This is a genomic window from Erythrobacter sp. CCH5-A1, from assembly GCF_001557115.1.
Classification (GTDB): domain Bacteria; phylum Pseudomonadota; class Alphaproteobacteria; order Sphingomonadales; family Sphingomonadaceae; genus Erythrobacter.
Genome location: NZ_LSKQ01000231.1, coordinates 32,786 through 47,825 on the forward strand (window position 1 = coordinate 32,786; position 15,040 = coordinate 47,825).

19 protein-coding genes are annotated in these 15,040 nt (G+C 66.4%); 12 read left to right on the forward strand and 7 right to left on the reverse strand.

Annotated features, from left to right (window positions below; genetic code table 11):
- Positions 1–2 precede the first annotated feature (2 nt).
- Positions 3–1,076 carry a sugar-transfer associated ATP-grasp domain-containing protein gene (locus AX708_RS14035; protein ID WP_066526854.1) on the forward strand — a complete coding sequence of 358 codons (1,074 nt, stop codon included), beginning with the start codon at positions 3–5 and terminating at the stop codon, positions 1,074–1,076.
- A 27-nt stretch (positions 1,077–1,103) separates the two neighbouring features.
- Here the strand turns inward: AX708_RS14035 and AX708_RS21290 are convergent, their stop codons facing one another.
- On the reverse strand, positions 1,104–1,235 hold the full coding sequence (locus AX708_RS21290; protein WP_255358007.1) for a hypothetical protein: 132 nt from the start codon (positions 1,233–1,235) through the stop codon (positions 1,104–1,106).
- Positions 1,236–1,351: 116 nt separating this feature from the next.
- Between AX708_RS21290 and AX708_RS21295 the strand changes: the two genes are divergently transcribed.
- The gene (locus AX708_RS21295) at positions 1,352–1,483 is read left to right on the forward strand and encodes a hypothetical protein (protein WP_255358008.1); all 132 of its coding nucleotides are present in this window, start codon (positions 1,352–1,354) and stop codon (positions 1,481–1,483) included.
- A 1,588-nt stretch (positions 1,484–3,071) separates the two neighbouring features.
- On the opposite strand, the gene AX708_RS20555 is transcribed toward AX708_RS21295, so the two are convergent.
- On the reverse strand, positions 3,072–3,215 hold the full coding sequence (locus AX708_RS20555) for a hypothetical protein (protein ID WP_156443299.1): 144 nt from the start codon (positions 3,213–3,215) through the stop codon (positions 3,072–3,074).
- Between the two features lie 264 nt (positions 3,216–3,479).
- Here AX708_RS20555 and AX708_RS14040 point away from each other — a divergent pair, with 264 nt between their 5' ends.
- Positions 3,480–4,295, forward strand: a complete 816-nt coding sequence (locus AX708_RS14040) for an SDR family oxidoreductase (RefSeq protein ID WP_067490278.1) — start codon at positions 3,480–3,482, stop codon at positions 4,293–4,295.
- Here AX708_RS14040 and AX708_RS14045 read toward each other — a convergent pair.
- Positions 4,284–4,586 carry a 4a-hydroxytetrahydrobiopterin dehydratase gene (locus AX708_RS14045; protein WP_066526057.1) on the reverse strand — a complete coding sequence of 101 codons (303 nt, stop codon included), beginning with the start codon at positions 4,584–4,586 and terminating at the stop codon, positions 4,284–4,286. The two genes, AX708_RS14040 and AX708_RS14045, sit on opposite strands and share 12 nt — an antisense overlap.
- Positions 4,587–4,649: 63 nt before the next feature.
- Between AX708_RS14045 and ccmA the strand changes: the two genes are divergently transcribed.
- The 3 genes from ccmA to AX708_RS14060 are packed head-to-tail and all read left to right on the forward strand — an operon-like array spanning position 4,650 to position 6,570.
- Positions 4,650–5,261, forward strand: coding sequence for a heme ABC exporter ATP-binding protein CcmA (gene ccmA, locus AX708_RS14050; protein ID WP_066526056.1), 612 nt, complete (start codon positions 4,650–4,652; stop codon positions 5,259–5,261).
- The gene (locus tag AX708_RS14055) at positions 5,258–5,908 is read left to right on the forward strand and encodes a heme exporter protein CcmB (protein ID WP_066526054.1); all 651 of its coding nucleotides are present in this window, start codon (positions 5,258–5,260) and stop codon (positions 5,906–5,908) included. The genes ccmA and AX708_RS14055 overlap by 4 nt, the downstream gene beginning before the upstream one ends.
- A complete protein-coding gene (locus AX708_RS14060; protein ID WP_197425890.1) occupies positions 5,908–6,570 on the forward strand; it encodes a hypothetical protein in 663 nt (220 codons plus the stop codon). The genes AX708_RS14055 and AX708_RS14060 overlap by 1 nt, the downstream gene beginning before the upstream one ends.
- A 40-nt stretch (positions 6,571–6,610) precedes the next feature.
- Here AX708_RS14060 and AX708_RS14065 read toward each other — a convergent pair whose 3' ends face one another.
- Genes AX708_RS14065 through AX708_RS14080 form a run of 4 tightly spaced genes read right to left on the reverse strand, consistent with a single transcriptional unit; the run spans position 6,611 to position 9,144 of the window.
- Positions 6,611–6,913 (reverse strand): GIY-YIG nuclease family protein, encoded by a 303-nt coding sequence (locus AX708_RS14065; RefSeq protein ID WP_066526047.1) that lies wholly within the window; start codon positions 6,911–6,913, stop codon positions 6,611–6,613.
- A 31-nt stretch (positions 6,914–6,944) separates the two neighbouring features.
- A complete protein-coding gene (locus AX708_RS14070; RefSeq protein WP_156443277.1) occupies positions 6,945–7,400 on the reverse strand; it encodes a hypothetical protein in 456 nt (151 codons plus the stop codon).
- A gap of 32 nt (positions 7,401–7,432) precedes the next feature.
- Positions 7,433–8,260: a type I methionyl aminopeptidase gene (gene map, locus AX708_RS14075; RefSeq protein WP_066526045.1), complete on the reverse strand. Its 828-nt coding sequence runs from the start codon at positions 8,258–8,260 to the stop codon at positions 7,433–7,435.
- 32 nt (positions 8,261–8,292) lie between these two features.
- On the reverse strand, positions 8,293–9,144 hold the full coding sequence (locus AX708_RS14080) for a hypothetical protein (RefSeq protein ID WP_197425889.1): 852 nt from the start codon (positions 9,142–9,144) through the stop codon (positions 8,293–8,295).
- A 69-nt stretch (positions 9,145–9,213) separates the two neighbouring features.
- On the opposite strand from AX708_RS14080, the gene AX708_RS14085 reads away from it, so the two are divergent.
- The 6 genes from AX708_RS14085 to AX708_RS14110 all read left to right on the forward strand — a co-directional run bounded on the left by AX708_RS14085 (position 9,214) and on the right by AX708_RS14110 (position 14,989).
- A complete protein-coding gene (locus tag AX708_RS14085; protein ID WP_066526037.1) occupies positions 9,214–10,599 on the forward strand; it encodes a M17 family metallopeptidase in 1,386 nt (461 codons plus the stop codon).
- 97 nt (positions 10,600–10,696) lie between these two features.
- A complete protein-coding gene (locus tag AX708_RS14090) occupies positions 10,697–11,059 on the forward strand; it encodes a hypothetical protein (protein ID WP_066526034.1) in 363 nt (120 codons plus the stop codon).
- Between the two features lie 4 nt (positions 11,060–11,063).
- Positions 11,064–11,984: an N-acetyl-gamma-glutamyl-phosphate reductase gene (gene argC, locus AX708_RS14095; protein WP_066526032.1), complete on the forward strand. Its 921-nt coding sequence runs from the start codon at positions 11,064–11,066 to the stop codon at positions 11,982–11,984.
- 233 nt (positions 11,985–12,217) lie between these two features.
- Positions 12,218–12,556, forward strand: a complete 339-nt coding sequence (locus AX708_RS14100; RefSeq protein ID WP_066526030.1) for a P-II family nitrogen regulator — start codon at positions 12,218–12,220, stop codon at positions 12,554–12,556.
- A gap of 64 nt (positions 12,557–12,620) precedes the next feature.
- Positions 12,621–14,030, forward strand: coding sequence for a type I glutamate--ammonia ligase (gene glnA / locus AX708_RS14105; RefSeq protein WP_066526025.1), 1,410 nt, complete (start codon positions 12,621–12,623; stop codon positions 14,028–14,030).
- A 149-nt stretch (positions 14,031–14,179) separates the two neighbouring features.
- On the forward strand, positions 14,180–14,989 hold the full coding sequence (locus AX708_RS14110) for an alpha/beta fold hydrolase (RefSeq protein ID WP_066526023.1): 810 nt from the start codon (positions 14,180–14,182) through the stop codon (positions 14,987–14,989).
- The last annotated feature ends 51 nt before the right edge of the window (positions 14,990–15,040 follow it).

The following is a 15,040-nucleotide window of genomic DNA, read 5'->3' on the forward strand; positions in this document are numbered from 1 at the left end:
TGATGCGAGCCGTCCGCGCGCGCGTCCTGTTCAGCCTGCTGCTCCGAATGGCTGTGCGCCCTGCCCTGCGCGCTTGCCTGCGAGGGCATCCGGTGCGCGGCGGGCGGCTGTTGGTCGCCCATGCCTCCGCCTTGCTGCGCGACCGCCTGTGGCCTCATGAAGCGCGGCTGCTGAAAGCCGATCTGCCCCGCGTGCGGGCCGAGCGATCCCGGCTCTATCTCCAGTTCGAGCACCAATGCGCCCTTGCGCCTTATGCGCAAGCGCTGGCCCGGGCGGGACTGGCCGACAAGGCCGCCTTCGCCGTGTTCTGCCGCGACGCGGGCCTCGCCGCCATTCCGACCGTCAGAGTGAGCGCGGCGGATGCTGCCGAATGGGAGCGCGCCTTTGCGGCGAGCGCGGGTGACTGCGCCTTCGTCAAGCCCGCCACCGGCAGCGGCGGCAAGGGCAGCGCGCTGTTGGAGCGCACCGGGGCGCAGGCCTGGCGGCTGACCGATGCTGCGGGGGTCCACGAAGGGAAGCTTGCCGCCGTCATTCGCGGTCATCGCAAGGCGGGCGCGTTGGTGATGCAACCGCTGCTCGCGAACCACCCGGAGCTTGCCGCATGGGCAGGCGCGACGCTGGCGACCTTCCGCACCATCACGGCGCGAGGGCAAGATGGCGCGGTGCAGGTGCTGTCGATGCTGGCGGAAATTCCCTGCGGGGAGGAGCGGCCGCTCCCCAAGGGCTGGTGCATCATCGCCGTCGATCCGCGGACCGGCCAGCTGGCCCCGCTCGATGATGCCGCGCTGTCCGCCCTGCCCCCGGCGCCCCGGGACCGTGCGGCGGGGCTTGCCGGACGGGTAGTGCCGCAGGCCGCCGCGCTGGCCGAACTGGCCTGCGAGGCGCACCGCCGGATCATCGCCGCTGCGCCCGAGCCGCTACCGCCGATGATCGGCTGGGACGTGGCTCTGGCCGAGGAAGGGCCGGTGCTGGTGGAGCCCAACTGGAACTGGTCGGTGGCGGCGCATTACCGCAATCTTGCCGGGCTCGACCTCAGCCTCAGTCCGCGCTTTGCCGCCGCAGCCGCGCGCCGCTGATCGCAGCGGGCGCAAGGTGCGCAGCGATCAGGACGGCCCGAAGCTCGACGTCGAGTCCTCGAAGATGGAGATCGCCTTCTTCCCCTCTGGCGAAAGCCCCTCGGCGTCGGGGCGGATCAGCCGGGGCGCGGTGTAGGGGCGCTTTGACATTTCATGCATATGGGCTTGCTCCGTGTTCATGGCCCGCGAAAGTCTGGCGGAAGCTCAACGCGTGCGAACGTAGCTTTGCCATCGCAACTGCGCCAGCCGGCAGCGGGGATCAGGAGGGGCGCGGCATGGGGCCGGTGCTGGTGGAGCCGAACTGGAACTGGTCGGTGGCGGCGCATTACCGCAATCTTGCGGGGCTTGATATCATCCTGCGCGCCCGCTTCACTGCCGCAGCGGCGCTGCGGCGATGGCAGCGTTAGCGTGTTGCGCAACGGTCAGGACGGCCCGTAATCAACACCAACGCTTGTCGTCTCTCTGGAATTATTACTCTTTCCCTCGGGCGAAAGCCGTTCGGCCTCCGGGCGGATCAGCCGGGGTGCAGTGTAGGGGCGGGTCGCCCGCTCGGGTATCTGAACCTTGGTCATTTACGTCACCTCCGGTTGATGGACGAGCCTGCACGAATGGGACGACAGCACCGGAACGAGGCCCGGTCGATGGGAAGTAGCAAGATCAGGACGGGCCGGTGGTTGGATAAGGCGAAGCCGAATAGAATTCGGTGGCAGCGACATTTTTCTTGCCCTCAGGACACAATCTTTCCGCTCCAGGGCGGATCAGCCGGGGAGTGGTGTAAGAGCGCTTTGCCGCTTCAGTCATATGGTTGCCCCCATAGTCATCGTCTGCACGTGCCGTGCGACAGTTCACTGTGCCTCGGCTATCATCGCCATCGCAAATGCGCCAGCCGATAACGAGGATCAGGAGGGGCCATATTCCTGGGTATAGATTGCCTCAGCGGGATACATCCCTGCTTTTCCTTCCGGTGAGAGCCTTTCGGCTTGGGGGCGGATCAGGCGGGGCGGGGTATAGTGGCGGGCCGACAGTTCGGGCAACGGGGCTTGCGTCATGTCCATCCGACTCAGGCTATGGCGGGTCAGGCATACATAGCCACAACGGGCGCATGACTCCACGTGCCGAGACGACGCGGAATGCCGGCCCGCACTTTCGCCGCGAAGACGGAGCACCGGGGAAGGGGTCAGATCCAGATGCGGATCGACAATCCCATCAGGATGGTGCGGTGGAATAGTCAGGGGGCGACCCGGGGTGCTCGCTATAGGCGCGAACCAGCTTGCCTTCGGGACACAATCCCTGCGCAGCGGGGCGGATCAGGCGGGGCACGGTGTAGGGGCGCTTCGGTGCCTCAGGCAATCGGGCTGTCGTCATATCCGCTCTTCCGTTGGCGCCAATCATCACGATCGGGCGTACATGATAGACATAGCCGAAGCGGAGGCATGACGCAAAGTGCCGAGCCGGGGCCCGTTCAAAGCCGGAGTGCTTGCGGGCGCTTTTCTCGTGCAGGCGGGCCGCCGGACATCGGGTCAGAACCCGGTGCCGCGCATCAGCCCGATCAGGATGGCCCGACGAGGCTACCGCTCTCAACAGCCGAGATAGCCGACTTCCCTTGTGGCGACAGTTCTTCCGCGTCAGGGCGGATCAGCCTGGGCGGCGTGTAGGGGCGACCCGAAAGTGCAGGCAACCGGGATTTCGTCATTGCTCGTTCTCCACCAGACGCCGATCACCCCCTTGCGACGCGCTTGGGTGATCCGAGCCTGATCGCTGCATCATTCCTGACGCCCGAACAAGGCGCATTCAAAACCAGAATGGACCAAAGCGGAGCGCATAAGCCGCCGGAAGCCTTGGAGATTCTGTCAGAGCCCGGCGTTGTGTTCCGGCACCATCAGTATGGTCCGTAAGAGGTGTCTGTGGGACCGGTGGATTCGATCGGGAGAATCCCGGTCTTGCCCCCTGGCAAGAGGCCCTGCGCAGCGCTGACGATGGACCGCGCAAAGCTGGTCAGGATGGACCGTAATCCGCCAAAAGTTCAAGCGAGGCGAAATCTGCCTTTGCTTCAGGCGACAGCCCCATGCCATCGGGGCGGATCAGCCGGGGTGCGGTGTAGGGGCGGGCCGACGGTTTGCTCATCTCGGTCTTCGTCATTCTCGTCCTCCCTTTGCAGCCACAGATCGGTACATTGCAGCGTGTGCCAGTCGATCCTGCTCGGGGCCTGCGACACGCTGATTGGCAGCACAAGCCTTGTACAGAACCAGATTGGTTGATGGCATGATCGGGCCGAAAGTCAAGGAAAACAAGGCGAAGCGGATCAACTCCGCCCTGCCCCTGCGCCTCCCGCGCACTCTGCCTGCTGACAAGCGTGTCAGTCCGCACTAGACAGGTTTCAAACAGCAATCTGAGGGGATCTCAATGACGGCAGGCAGTTCGCGGCGCAGCATCTTCATCACTGGCGGCGGCTCCGGCATCGGTCGCGCCACCGCGCTGCATTTCGCCGCGCGGGGCTGGTTCGTGGGCGTCGCCGACATCTCCGAGACCGGGATGGCCGAGACCCTCGCCCTCATCGCCGGAGACGCCAAGTGGGCGGGCCGCCTCGACGTGCGCGACCGGGCGCGCTGGGACGAGGCGCTGGCGGAATTCGCCGCCGCGGCGGGAGGCCGGATCGATGTGCTGGTCAACAATGCCGGGATCGGCACCGGCGGATCGCTGAGCGAGCTCGACCCCGAGGAGATCGACCGCTGCCTCGACATCAACTTGAAGGGCGTGCTCTACGGCGCGCAGGCGGCCTATCCCTACCTGCAGAAGAGCGGCCCGGGTTCGGCCTGCATCAACATCGCCAGCGCCGCCGGGATCGTCGGCAGCGCGGGGATGAGCGTCTATTGTGCGACCAAGTTCGGCGTGCGCGCGGTGAGCGAAAGCCTCGATGCCGAGTGGGTGGCGGACGGGATCACGGTCGCCTCGGTCTGCCCGGGCTTTATCGAGACCCCGCTCCTGAACGGCACCGGCAACCGCAAGTCGAACGAGCCGATCCGCGCGCGGGTGCAGGCGGCGGGGCTGGAGATCACCCCCGTGGAGCACGTCGCGCAGGCGATCTGGGACGCGGTGCACGGCGACAAGCTCGATTACTACATCGGCGCGACCGCCAAGCGCATGGCCTTCGCCAAGCGCTGGATGCCGGGACGGGTGAGGAAGCAGCTGAAAAACAGCCTGCGCCCCCTAGGCCAGTAAGGCATCGATCGCCGCCGCCATCCGCGCATCGCGTGCCGAAAGGCCGCCGCTTGTCCCCGCGTCATGGGTCGTCAGCGTCACCTCGACACGGTTGTAGACGTTGAACCATTCGGGGTGGTGATCCTGCGCCTCGGCCAGCAGGGCGACGCGGTTCATGAAGCCCCAGGCCTCGGAGAAGTCCCGGAAGCGGAAGCTCCGCGCGATCGCCTTGCCCTCGCGCGCGCTCGCCCATTCGGGGTGGGCCGCCAGCAGCGCGGCGGCTTCGTCGGGGGTGAGTTCGGGGACGGACATGAGGCACTCCGGCATGAGGGATCGCTTGTTTGGCCCGTGCCTTTTCCCTAACGCTGCCGCGCAATGCAAGCGCTCTCCCCCTTCCTCGCGGCCGAAAACCTCGCCTGTAGGCGGGGCGAGCGGCTGCTGTTCCGCAAGCTGTCGTTCCGGCTCGAGGCGGGGGCGGCGTGCCATGTGACGGGGGCCAACGGGGCGGGCAAGACGACGCTGATCCGCGCGCTCGCCGGGCTGACGACGCCCTATGCCGGGAGCGTGACGCGCGAGGGCGCGCTGGGCTTGCTCGACGAGCGCACGGGCCTCGATCCCGACCTGCCGCTGGGCCGCGCGCTGGCGTTCTGGGAAAGCGTCGACGGCTGCACCAGCCCCGACGGCGCCATCACGATCCTCGGGCTCGCGCCGCTGCTCGAGGTGCCGGTGCGGTTCCTTTCGACCGGGCAGAAGAAGCGCGCGGCGCTGGCGGCCTTGCTCAATCGCGCCGTGCCGATCTGGCTGCTCGACGAGCCGTTGTCCGGGCTCGACGCCGACACGATTGCCAAGGTGGTCGCGCTGATCCAGCTGCATGTCGGCGGCGGCGGGATCGCGCTGATCGCCTCGCACCAGCCGCTCAATGTGCCGGGGATGACGAGCTTCGCGATCGAGGATTACGCCCCGGCCGAGACGGAGGATTACGCATGATCCTCAATCTGCTCCGCCGCGATCTGGCGCAGTTCTTTCCGTTCGCCGGCAGCGGGGCGGCGCTTCCCGTGGTGTTCTTCGTCGCGGTCGCCATGCTGTTTCCGTTCGCGGTCGGGCCGGACGTGAACCTGCTCGCGCGGACCGGTGGCGGGGTGGTGTGGATCGCGGCGCTGCTGGCGGCGATCCTGCCATTGGAGAAGCTGGTGGCGCGGGACATTACGCTCGGCGTCTTCGACCAGCTGAAGCTGCGCGGGCTGGCGGAGGAGGCGATGATGGCGGTGCGCCTGCTCGCCCACTGGCTGAGCTTCGGCCCGCCGCTGCTGCTGGCGACCTTTCCCGCGGCGGCGCTGCTCAAGATCGAGGGCGAGAGCTTTTCGATCCTGCTGCTAGGCCTGCTGGCGGGCACGCCGGGGCTCGCGGCCATCGGGTTGATGATCGCCGCGCTGACCGCCTCGTTGAGGGCAGGCGCGGCGCTTTCGGGGCTGCTGCTGATCCCGCTCGCGCTGCCGATCCTGATTTTCGGCGCGGGTGCGCTCGCGCGGCTGGATCCCGTCAGCCTCGGCTTCGTTGGAGCGATAAGCCTCGGGCTGGTCGCGATCGCGCCCTTCGCCGCCGGGGCCGCGATCCGCGCCGCGAGGGAGCAGTAGTGAGAGCACCCGAGAGCCACACCCGCGCCAACCTGCTGATGGGACGGATCGCGCTCGGGCTGCTGGCCTTCACGCTGTTCGCCTTCGCTTTGAAAGCCGTGGCGCATCCGCAGGTGCAGGCGCGCTATACCCCGATCGTGGTGTTCCACGCCGGGAGCATGATCGCCTGGCTGATCCTGCTCGCGAGCCAGAGCTTCCTTGCGGCCAAATACCGCCTCTCGGCCCACCGCGCGACCGGGCGCGCCTCGTTGGCGCTCGTCGCGGCGATGCTGGTGAGCGGCGGGGTGATCTCGTGGCGGATCGGGCTGGAGCTCGGCCGCCCCGAGGTGACGGTGGTCAACCTCGCCGCCTTCGCGACCTTCGTGCCGCTCTACTTCCTCGCGCTGCGGTATGCGCAGGCCCGCGACATCGCCGCGCACCGGCAAGCGATGCTGAACGCAACGCTGGCGCTGATGACCCCCGCCTATGCCCGCGTGGTGCAGGTCATCGGACTGCCCGATCCGGTCGCGATCGCGGTGCAGGTGCCGATCACGGTGCTGGTCTCGGCGGGCTACGACTGGGTGCTGCACGGGCGGGTGACACGGCCAGTGCTGGCGATGCTGGGGTTTTCAGTCGGGCTGGTGGTGGTGATGAGTGCGGTGCTGGCGGTGCTGTTCCTTTGACCTTACCGTCTCCCCGGCCTTGAGCCGGGGGCTCGCTTCTTCATGCCAAGATTTCGTTGAAGAGATCACGCCAATCCGGATTGGCCTTCTCGATCAGCGCAAACTTCCATTCCCGCCGCCAGCGCTTGATTCGCTTTTCCTGATCCATGGCCTCCTGCATGGTCGGGAAAAGCTCAGTCCAGACCAATCGTGTGAGGCCATATTCAGCGCAGAACGTCGAGCCTTGTCCTTCGCGGTGCTGGAAGACGCGGGCCGCAATATCGGCGGTTGATCCAACATACATGGTGCCACGGTAACGGTCGGCCATGATGTAGACCCAGCCGCCCTTTTGTTCGCGATCCATGCCCTGAGGAAAGAAGAAGCGGGGCCCCGGGTCAAGCCCGGGGAGGCGTAACAGCTTTTCGCAGGAACTCAACGAGCGGGCGGACCGTTTCAAGACCCGGTGTCTCGAAGACATCTTCGCCAAACCGCTCCTGCCAGCCACGTTCGTCGTTCGGAAGTGTCGCGATCAATGACTGGAGCCCGCCAAGGAAGCGGCCATCGATTGGCTTGTCCGAGAGTCGGCCAAACGGAACCAGCCAAGGGAAATTGGCGATGTCACAAGCGGCACAATGCTCGGGCCAATCAAATTTCTTCGAAGGCGCTCGCAGCGGGACCAGCTTGCGGCGGGGAATGAACATCAAGGTACCGATGATGATCCTGTCCTGCGGCTGCCCCATCATCACACGCTTGGAGCGGGGGATGAGCAGCTTGAGGATCTCGCCTTCGCCAAGGCGCACGCAATCTGCATGAGGGAACCGGATCAGATCGAGGCCGAACTGTTCGGCCATCCGACTTGCCAGATGCGACTGCGAAGCAGCCATCACACGTAAGGCGGGCAATCCCGCCCGGTCGGGCTCTTCGTGAAGATCTCGTTGCCCGTCTCGGTGATCGCGATCGAATGTTCGAACTGTGCCGAGAGCGATTTGTCGCGCGTCACCGCGGTCCAGCCGTCGCCGAGCACCTTGGCCCATGGCTTGCCGAGGTTGATCATCGGCTCGATGGTGAAGAACATCCCCGGCTTCAATTCCGGCCCCGTCCCCGCACGGGCGGCGTGGACCACCTCGGGGGCGTCGTGGAACAGGCGCCCCAAGCCATGGCCGCAGAACTCGCGCACCACGCCGTAGCGGAACTGGTTGGCGTGAGCCTCGATCGCCGCGCCGATATCGCCGAGCCGCGCGCCGGGCTTGGCCGCCGCGATGCCGAGCATCATGCATTCATAGGTCACCTCGACCAGCTTCCTCGCCTTCAGAGACGGCTCACCGGCGTAGAACATGCGGCTGGTATCGCCGTGCCAGCAGTCGACCAGGGGTGTGACATCGATGTTGAGGATATCGCCATCCTTCAGCAGCTTGTCGCCCGGAATCCCGTGGCAGATCACGTGGTTGATCGAGATGCAGCTCGAATGCGCATAGCCGCGGTAGCCCAAGGTCGCAGGCACCGCGCCCGCATCGAGCATCATGCCGCGGATCGCATCGTCGATGCTGCCGGTGGTGACGCCCGGCTTCACCAGCTCCACGCAGGCGTCGAGGATCTCGGCGGCGAGGCGCCCGGCCTTGCGCATCCCCTCGAACCCTGCGGCCGTGTGGAGCTTGATGGAGCCATCGCGGTAGACGGTCGTATCGCCGTCAACGAGTTGATAATCGTGCATGGCCCCTACATAGCGCGCCCTGCCCCGAAATACTACTTCCCGAGCGCGAATGCCGCCCGGTATGCGGGTTTGACCGCAGCCAGCACCTTGGGCGTCACCGGCAGCGTCACCTCGTATTCCCCCTCGGCATAGGAGCCCGCCACGTAAGGCGCGGCGATCAGCCCGATGCGGTTGAAGGATTTGCGGTCGGAGGATCCTACAAGCACGGTGAGATCGGCGATCGGCGGGCAGGGGAAAATGCCGTCGTCGTCCTCGGGCGCCATGCCCTTCTTGACCCGCTCGACCTTGAGCGCCTTGCACCATGCGTCCCCGAGCGCGCCCTGCAAGGCGGCGGGCGAGGTGAACATCGTCTTGGGATCGAAGGCCTTGTTCGTCTCGCGGTCCCACACCAGCGCCTCCCACGCATAACTCCCGTGCGCCCCGCCGCTGTAGACGTTCCACGCGCCCGAGAGCGAAAGGAAGCGCGGCAGATTGGCAACCACGTCCCATTGCATCGCGTAGTCGCGGTTGACGCAGCCGGCGCAGTCGCTGTCGGCGAATTCGCGCAGGGATTCCTCCCAGTCGGCCTTCTGCTCGGCGAGCAACCTGTCGCGCTCGGCGGTGAGGCGCGCGGCGAGTTCGGGGATCGCGCTGACCTCGGCGGGCCAGCTATAGGCGAAGTCGCGGGTGGCCTCGCCCTTCTTGGCGTTGTCCTCGAAGGCGACCTTGCCGGGCGCGGGGGCAGGCGGTGTCGGGAGCGTGGGGGGTGCCTCGGCGGTGGCGGTCCCGGTCTTGGCGACGATCTCGTCGGGCGAGGAGCATGCCGCCAGCGCAGCCAGCGAAAACGCCGCCACGGCCGTGCCGCCTGACCAGTGTTTCACGTGAAACATATCGGGAACATTCATTCAGCCTATCCCTCCCCCGCTGCGCGAATCCGCTGGTGACATTGCTAGCCTTGCGATTATGGACGCTCCATGAGCGAAGCCAAAGCCCTGATCCGTCCCGACCGCGCCGAGCCCGCAATTGCCATTCACCTCGTGAACAAGGACGGCTTCGAGGCCTTCGCCAAGGCGCTTTCCCCCGTCCAGCGCGCCAGCCTTGCCGCGCAGAAGTTCGAGGGCGGCGGCTATCAGACCGCGATTTTGCCCGATGGCGACGGTTGGCTCGCGGTGGGCGGCGTCGCCAATCCCGAGAGCCTGAGCGCATGGTGCCTCGCCAAACTCGCCGAGGAACTGCCCGAGGGCACCTATCGCCTCGCCAATGCCGAAGCCGGGGCGGCGATGTTCGGCTGGATCACCGGGCAATATCGCTTCGGTCGCTACAAGAGCGAGGACAAGAGCCAGGGCCCACGCGTGCTGCTGACCGGGCAGGTTGGGCAGATTGACGGCTATGTATCTGAAGCAGAGACGGAAATCTTGCTGCGCGACCTAGTCAACGCGCCCCCTGAGGACATGGGACCAGCCGCACTCGAGGCCGAGTGCGAAAGGCTCGCCAAGGCGCACAAGGCCGAGTTGACGGTGGTGCGCGGCGAGAGCCTCGAGCAGGACTATCCGATGGTCCACGCCGTCGGGCGCGCGGCGGCGCGGCATCATGCGCCGCGGCTGATGCACCTCGTCTGGGGCGACCCGGCGCATCCGGTGCTCGCGGTGGTCGGCAAGGGGGTGTGCTTCGACAGCGGCGGGCTCGACATCAAGCCGCCTGCGGGCATGCGGCTAATGAAAAAGGACATGGGCGGCGCGGCGCATGCGCTGGCGCTGGCGGGGCTCGTCATGGGCGCGCGGCTGAAGGTGCGGCTGCACCTGCTGATCCCCGCGGTCGAGAACGCCATTTCGGGCAATGCCTTCCGCCCGGGCGACATCCTCAAAACGCGCAAGGGCCTGACGGTGGAAATCGACAACACCGATGCCGAGGGGCGCCTGATCCTCGGCGATGCGCTGACCCGCGCTTCGGAGGAGAACCCCGACCTGATCGTCGATTTCGCCACGCTGACCGGCGCGGCGCGGGTGGCGCTGGGACCGGACCTGCCTGCGCTCTTCGCCCGCCGCGACGAGACGGCCGAGGCCTTCCTCGCCGCCGGCAAGGCGCATGACGATCCGGCCTGGCGCCTGCCCTTGCATGATGCCTACCGCGAATACCTCGCCTCGGACGTGGCCGACATGGCGAACTCGGCACCCAATCCCTTTGCCGGGGCGAGCGTGGCGGGGCTGTTCCTCGACCGCTTCGTGGGCGAGGGGCTGGACTGGGTGCACTTCGACACCTTCGCCTGGACCCCCGCCCCCAAGCCCGGCCGCGCGCGCGGCGGGCGGGGGCTCGGGCTGCGCGCCGCGTGGCACGCCATCCGCAACCGTTACGCCGCCTAAGCTTGCCCCGGGGGCCGCTTGCCGCTAACGGCCCTGCCACGCTGCTCAGGCTTGGGGAGAGGCCGCAGCATAACGATAATCGGGCAACGGAACGCAGATGAGCGGCGCGACGCGCAAGGACAGTGATTATGCAGTGCCGGCCGGCGTGCTGGGTCTGAACGGCCCGGTCGAGAAGCCCGCGCCCGGCAGCCTGCCGCTGCGCGGCGATCTGGCGCACATGGCGCTGGCGGGCACGCACCTTGCCGCGCACTATGTCATCCCCCACGTCCATGCGGTGGGCAGCGCGGGCGCCGGCCTCAGGCTCACCCCGCGCGCCGATGCCGAGGTCTTCGCGACGCTCGCTCCCGGCAGCCGCTTCGAGCTGCTCGACGTCGCGGGCGAATGGGCCTGGGGCTGCCCCGGACCGCAGGGCCCATCCGGCTGGTGCCGGACGAGCGAACTCGCTCCGGCGGAAGGCTGAGCCGGTGGCGATCCGCCTGTTCATCGACGGCGCAGCCGGAACGACGGGCCTCGAAATCCGCGAGCGTTTGCAGGGGCGCGGCGAGTTCGACCTGCTGGTGCTGGACGATGCCCAGCGCAAGGACGAGGCCGCCCGCCGCGACGCGCTCCACGCCGCCGACATCGCGATCCTGTGCCTGCCGGACGAGGCGGCGAAAGAGGCGGTGAAGCTGGCGGAAGGATCGGGCACCCGCATCATCGACGCCTCGAGCGCGCACCGCGTGGCGGAAGGGTGGACCTATGGTTTCCCCGAGCTGATCGGGCAGGAGACCATCGCCAATGCGCGGCTGGTGAGCAATCCGGGGTGCTACCCCACCGGCTTCCTCGCGCTTGTCGCCCCGCTGGTGCGCGCCGGGCTGCTGCCCGTCGACTGGCCCTACACGGTCAACGCGGTGAGCGGCTATTCGGGCGGGGGCAATGCGCTGATCGATCGGTTCGAGCAGGATACTGACATCGCCTTCCGCGCCTACGGCCTGCAAATGGGTCACAAGCACCTGCCCGAAATGCAGAAATATGCGGGCCTCGCGCACGCACCGGTGTTCTCGCCCGCGGTCGTTCCCGCGTTTCGGGGCATGATCGTGGATGTGCCGATCCCTTTCAAGGCGATGGGTGTCGCCGGGGCTGCCGACTTCGAGGAGGAGCTCGCGAAGGTCACCGGGCAATCGCAACTCATGACATGGCGCCGGGGCTTTGAGAGCGAGTTTCTGATCCGCAAGGATGCGCCCGCATGGGACGGGATCGAGCTTTCGATCTATTGTGACGAGGATTACACCCAGGCCCGTCTCATCGCCCGTCTCGACAACCTCGGCAAGGGCGCTTCGGGGGCCGCGATCCAGAACCTCAACATCATGTGCGGCCTGCCCGAGACTACGGGACTTCGTCTGTAACCCCGCCAGGTTTTGCTTAAAATTTAGGCACGGCGCGATCAGATGCTGTGCACCATTGCGCGTTGCACCATTATGTTGCTAACCGCCCGTCAACGGTGAAAGACATCCGCTTCCTTGAGTCTTCAAGCGGCAAGGAATGTTCGCAGCCACCACCTTACAGCTTGGCACGGTTCTTGTTAAGAATCGGTCAGCAATCGGCCAGGCGCTGATGGGCCCAACCGGACGGGGACTACGTGAAAAAGATCGAAGCGATCATCAAACCCTTCAAGCTCGACGAGGTGAAGGAGGCGCTGCACGAAATCGGCGTGTCCGGCATCACCGTCACCGAAGCCAAGGGTTTCGGCCGCCAGAAGGGCCATACCGAACTCTACCGCGGCGCCGAATATGTCGTCGACTTCCTGCCCAAGGTGAAGCTCGAAGTGGTCGTCGCGGACGATCAGGCCGAACGCGTGGTCGAGGCCATCGCCAGCGCTGCCCAGACCGGCCGCATCGGCGACGGCAAGATCTTCGTCACCGCGATCGAAAGCGCGCTGCGCATCCGCACCGGCGAGACCAACGACGACGCGATCTGATCCCTTTCCTCTCCAGCCTGCCACGGGGGCGGGCCGGCACCAAATACTTGGAGGCAATACCAAAATGTCAAAGGCAAAAGACGTCCTGAAGAAGATCAAGGACGAGGAAATCGAGTGGGTCGATCTGCGCTTCACCGATCCCAAGGGCAAGTGGCAGCACCTCACTATGGTCGCGGGCGTGATGGGCGAGGACGAGCTTGAGGACGGGCTGATGTTCGACGGCTCGTCGATCGCGGGCTGGAAGGCGATCAACGAATCCGACATGATCCTGAAGCCCGATCTCACCGAGACCTGGGTCGATCCCTTCAGCGCCACCCCGATGCTGATCATCAACTGCGACATCGTCGAGCCTTCGACCGGTGACTGGTACAGCCGTGACCCGCGCACCACCGCCAAGCGCGCCGAAGCCTACCTGAAGTCGACCGGCCTCGGCGACACGGTCTATGTCGGCCCCGAAGCCGAGTTCTTCATGTTCGACGACGTGCGCTTTGAGGACGGCTATGCCGGCTCGGGCTTCTCGATCGACGATATCGAACTGCCGACCAACACCGCCAAGGAATACGAGGCGGGCAACCTCGCCCACCGTCCGCGCGCGAAGGGCGGCTACTTCCCGGTCGCGCCGGTCGACAGCGCCGTGGACATCCGCGCCGAGATGGTATCGACCATGCTCGAAATGGGCCTGCCCTGCGACAAGCACCACCACGAAGTCGCCGCCGCGCAGCATGAGCTCGGCCTGACCTTCGGCACGCTGGTGCAGACCGCCGACCGCATGCAGATCTACAAGTATGTCGTGCATCAGGTCGCCCACGCCTACGGCAAGACCGCGACCTTCATGCCCAAGCCGATCAAGCAGGATAACGGCTCGGGGATGCACACCCACATGTCGATCTGGAAGGACGGCAAGCCGCTGTTCGCCGGCAACGAATATGCGGGCCTTTCGGAAATGTGCCTCTACTACATCGGCGGCGTCATCAAGCACGCCAAGGCGCTCAATGCCTTCACCAACCCGACCACCAACAGCTACAAGCGTCTGGTGCCGGGCTTCGAGGCGCCGGTGCTGCTCGCCTATTCGGCGCGCAACCGCTCGGCTTCGTGCCGCATCCCCTATGGTGCGGGCGAGAAGGCCAAGCGCGTCGAGTTCCGCTTCCCCGATGCGCTCGCCAACCCCTACCTTGCCTATTCGGCGCTGCTGATGGCGGGTCTCGACGGGATCGAGAACAAGATCCACCCGGGCGAGGCGATGGACAAGAACCTCTACGATCTGCCCCCGGCCGAGCTCGCCGAAGTGCCGACCGTATGCGGTTCGCTCCGCGAGGCGCTCGACAGCCTGGCCGCCGACCACGAGTTCCTGCTCAAGGGCGACGTGTTCACCAAGGACCAGATCGAGGCCTACATGGAATTGAAGTGGGAAGAGGTGATCCGCACCGAAACCACCCCGTGCCCGGTCGAATTCGACATGTACTACTCGATGTAACAGCACGGCAGTTTTGTCGGTAATTGCGGGGGCGGGAGGAGCGATCCTTCCGCCCCTTTCGCATGGGCTTGCCGCGCGCGAAGAATCGTGTAGCAATTGCTACGCATTTTGGCTTTGTCCGGGTCGGCGGCGCGAGGGGAGAGGGTGTCATGGAAGGGATTGCGGGCGGTGTTCGCTGGTCGGCGCAGGGGCAGCCGAAAGACGGCGAGGCGAGCCTGCTGTTCATCCATGGCGCGGGCGCCAACCGGGCGGCCTGGTGGCAGCAATTCGCTGCCTTTGGCACCGCTCATCACGTGATTGCCTATGACCTGCCCGGCTTCGGCGAATCCGATGCTTCGGACCCGGAGCGGCTGATCGCGCAGGCGGTGGACGCCGCAGTCGGTGTGCTGGCCGCGGCCGGTGCAACCCGCGCGAAAGTGGTGTGCCAGTCGCTCGGCGGGTGGACGGGGGTACGGCTCGCGCTCGTGCGGCCCGATCTGGTCGAACGGCTGGTGCTGTGTTGCACGCTCGGCGGGATCGCCCACCTCCCGGGCCTTTCCTCTTTCGCCGAAGCCCGCAAGCAGATGGGGACGCGCGGCCCGGCGGCGCTGGGGCTCACCAGCGATTTCATCAGGGCAAACCCGCTGAAGGCATCGATCTATCGGCAACTGGGCGCCTTCAATCCGCCCGCCGACCCGGCGGTGGCCGCACGGCTGTTCACGCCCGAAATCCTGGTCCCACCCGCCGCGCTCGGCAGGATTACCGCTCCGGTGCTGATGATTGCCGGGGAGCGCGATCCGATCTGGCCGCCAGCCGCAATCGCCGGGATCCTGCCGCATTTCGCCGACGGGCGCATGGAGATCATCCCCGATGCCGGGCATTCGCCCTATTTCGAGCAGCCCGAAGACTTCAACCGGCTGGTCGCCGAATTCCTGGACCTCGCGCCGGCGGATCACATCAAAGTATTCGCGAAGATTTGAACATACGCGGCACAAACAATTGCGCTCGCGGCTGGGCGGCACCCTGCCGTG